The 3,569-nt window shown below is 75.1% G+C and carries 2 protein-coding genes and 1 pseudogene; 2 read left to right on the top strand and 1 reads right to left on the bottom strand.

Annotated elements, in window-relative coordinates:
* A pseudogene (locus tag ABD308_RS24575) lies at nucleotides 1-1,300 on the bottom strand (hypothetical protein); the annotation flags it as partial.
* A 197-nt stretch (nucleotides 1,301-1,497) separates the two neighbouring features.
* Here ABD308_RS24575 and ABD308_RS24580 point away from each other — a divergent pair.
* The gene (locus ABD308_RS24580; protein ID WP_344338668.1) at nucleotides 1,498-2,949 is read left to right on the top strand and encodes a WGR domain-containing protein; all 1,452 of its coding nucleotides are present in this window, start codon (nucleotides 1,498-1,500) and stop codon (nucleotides 2,947-2,949) included.
* A 134-nt stretch (nucleotides 2,950-3,083) separates the two neighbouring features.
* Nucleotides 3,084-3,548: a hydroxyphenylacetyl-CoA thioesterase PaaI gene (gene paaI, locus ABD308_RS24585; RefSeq protein ID WP_425554842.1), complete on the top strand. Its 465-nt coding sequence runs from the start codon at nucleotides 3,084-3,086 to the stop codon at nucleotides 3,546-3,548.
* Nucleotides 3,549-3,569 lie beyond the last annotated feature (21 nt).

The following is a 3,569-nucleotide window of genomic DNA, read 5'->3' on the forward strand; positions in this document are numbered from 1 at the left end:
GGGCACGGGAGCGCGGGGCGAGCAGCAGCAGCGCGCGGGCCGGGAAGGCGAGCAGCGCGAACCCGGTGGCCGTCACCCCGGCGAGCAGGGCGGTGCCCCAGCGCGGGGTGGGCAGCAGCAGGACGGCGAGCAGCGTGCCGGCCGCGGCCCCGGGCAGGACGACCGTCGCGGCCTCGCCGAGCAGCCGTCGCAGCACGCCCCGGCGGGAGCCGCCGCGGGCCTGGAGCAGCAGGAGCTCGGGGCCGCGCCGGTCGGCGGCCAGCGCGGCGCCCAGGCACAGGACGACCACGACCACGCCGGCGAGCCCGGCCGGGCCGAGCGCCGCCAGCGGGGCGGCGGCGTCCCGGCGGGCGGTGGCCAGGGCGAACAGTTCGGGCAGTGAGGAGAAGGTGCGCAGGTCGGGGCGGCCGGTCTCGGCGGCGAGCCGGGCGGCGGTGGGGCCGGTGAGGTAGCCGGCGAGCTCGCGTTCGGCCGAGGCCAGCCGGTCGGCGCGCAGCGAGTCGGGGTCGACGGGCAGCCGCCAGGAGAGCTGGCCGCCGCCCGACCAGCCGAGCAGGCGGTTCAGGTCGTCGCCGCTGGTCAGGCCGGTGGCCTCCCACCAGCGCTTCCACTCGAAGGTGTCCGGGATCTTGAGGCAGGGCCGGGTGAGGCAGGTGAGGTCCGTCCAGTACGGGTCGGCCTCGTCGTGGGGGCGGAAGGTGCCGACCACCTCGGTCCCCGGGGTCGGGGGCAGCCGGAGGGCGGGGTCGGTGTCCTCGGTCAGCACGTCGCCGATCCGGAGGCTGAGCTTCTCGGCGGTGGCCTGCGACACCACGATCTGGAGCGGCCGGTCGGCGGGGACGGGGGCGGGCCACCGGCCGTCGACGAGGGCGGCGTGCTCGGCGAGCCGGGCGAGGTGGCGCAGGGCCAGCTTCGGCGGCACGTCGTCGGGCCGGGACAGGTGCGGGTCGGTCAGGATCCGCTGCTGGCTGCCCCGCACACCGTAGACCGGTCCGCCCGCCGAGACGCGGAACTCCCCGCCGGTGTGGGCCAGCAGCCGTTCGGCCACGGCGTCCAGGGCGGCGGAGCCGTCGTCCGGGCGGAGGGTGGCGTGGGTGACCAGGCTGGTCGCGCCGACGCCGCGGTCGTGCAGGAAGTCGCGCAGCGCGGCGTCCGCGCCCCGGTCGACGCCCCGGGGCAGGCCGGTCGAGAGCAGCACGACCGTGAACACCAGCACGGCGTTGAGCAGCGCCGTCCAGGGCGCGGCCCGCAGCCGGGCGCGCACCCACCGGGCCGGCCGGTGCGCCGGTTTCCGCTTCATCCGCCGGCCCCCCGTCCCCGGTGCCTGGTGCCCGGATAGCGGACGATGCTCGCAGAGCGGGTGCCCGGAGGGAAGGTCCGTTCGGGCAGACCCGGCCCGGGGGAGGCGTTGTCGGTGCGGGCGGCTAGGTTCTGGGGTGTCGCCGGGCACCGCGCCCCGCGCCCCACGCCACGCCGTGCCCGGAAGGGGCCCACGCCATGTCAGCCACCGCCACCGACGCGCAGTCGACCTACCTGGAGCTGTCCGAGGACAGCGGCAGCGCGCACAAGTTCTACGAGGTCCGGATCAGCGGGGCGGACGTCACCATCACCTACGGGCGGATCGGCGAGGGCGGTCAGACCAAGACCACCACCTACCCCACGCCGGAGAAGGCCTCGGCGGCGGCCGCCAAGAAGATCGGGGAGAAGGTCCGCAAGGGCTACGCCCCGGCGGTGCGCGGGATGCGCCAGCGCCGGGCGGTGACCCGCCGGGCGATCGTCAGCACCCGTTCGACGGCCCGCCAGGCGCCGGTGCTGTGGCGGTTCCGCTCCGGCGCGGCGGCGTTCGGCATCTTCGTCGGCGAGGAGCACGCCTGGGTCGGCAACGAGCGCGGCGACGTCTACACGCTCACCCACGACGGCGAGGTGACCGGCCGCTACGGCCTGCCGGACGGCGTCAAGTGCATCGTCGCCGACGACTGGTGGATCTACGCCGGCTGCGACGACGGCAAGGTGTACGACCTGGGCGGCAAGGTGCCCCGGGTGGCGTACGAGATAGCCGAGGACGTCGACATCTACTGGCTGGACATCCACGACGGCGTGCTCGGCGTGGCCGACGCGCGCGGCGGGATCACCACCGTCGACCACGAGGACGAGTTCCAGTGGCGCCGCTCGGCCCAGGGCGACCAGGGCTGGATGGTGCGCTGCGACGACGACGGCGTCTACCACGGCCACTCCCGCGGCGTGGCCCGGTACGCGGCGCGCGGCGGCGCCCCGGTCTGGCACACCGCCACCGACGGCGCGGTGCTGTTCGGCTGGCAGGAGCGGGACGAGGTGTTCGTCGGCACCTCGCGCGGCTCGGTGCACCGGCTGCGCAAGGCGGACGGCTCCGAGGTGACCCGCTACCGCTGCGACGCCTCGGTGTTCTCCTGCGCGGCCTCGCCCGACGGCCGGTACGTGTTCGCGGGCGACAACCACTCCTCGGTGTACTGCTTCGCGGCGGACGGCACCCGGCTGTGGAAGCTCGGCACCGGCTGCGGCTCGGCGTACAGCATGCAGTACCGCGACGGCCGGCTCTACCTGGTGACCACCGACGGCTCGCTGGTGTGCCTGGACGCGAGCGAGGAGGCGGTGCGGGCGGCCGAGGAGGGCCGGCTGCCGCAGGCCGCCGAGGTGGACGGCAGCGGCTGGACGGCGGCGGTGGCCGGCGCGGCGATCGAGTCGGTGGCGGTCGGTTCGGCGGGCGCGGCGGGCGGCATCGAGGTGGAGTGCGTGCAGGACGGCTCCCGGCTGCGGGTGCGGGTGGTCTCGCCGGGCTACGACCCGGTGCGCCGGGTTCAGTTCCCGAAGGACATCCGGGTGCCGGGCGCGCGGTACCTGGTGGCGGAGGTGCTGGAGTCCGGCAGCGGCTCGTTCTACCGCGCCCGGGGGGACATCAAGCGGCTGCTCTGAGTTCCCCGGACGGACTTTCGGTCCCCGCCCGAAGACCGTTGACAGCCCGTCGCGGGCCTCGGTGTAATGCGGGTGCGATACGTACGCACGGCACACCGACCGTTTCGGGCTGTTCCCGGGGAAAGCAGGGCGTCATGAGCGTGGACACCGCGGCCGGTACGGATTCCGGCGCACCGGCGGCAGGCACCGTGCCGCATTCCCGGATGGCCGGGCTGTACAAGCGCGACCGGGCCTGTCAGGGGCTCGGCATCACGCTCGACACGGTGTCCACCGGGCACGCGGTGATGCGCATGACGGTGGGCGCGGCGATGGTGAACGGGCACGGCATCGCGCACGGCGGCTTCCTCTTCCTGCTCGCCGACGCGGCGTTCTCCTACGCCTGCAACAGCTACGGTCCGGTGACGGTCGCGCAGGGCGCGCAGGTGACGTTCCTGGCTCCGGCGGCGGTGGGGGACGAACTGACCGCGGAAGCGGTCGAACGCACACGCTCCGGTCGAACCGGCGTTTACGACGTGACGGTGCGGAATGCGGCCGGAAAGGTGATCGCGGAATTCCGCGGCCAGAGCGTGATGTTGGCCGGAACGCCGCACACGGGCTGAGCGCCGCACACGGCCGGAGCG

It is taken from the genome of Kitasatospora putterlickiae, assembly GCF_039527695.1.
Taxonomy (GTDB): Bacteria; Actinomycetota; Actinomycetes; order Streptomycetales; family Streptomycetaceae; genus Kitasatospora; species Kitasatospora putterlickiae.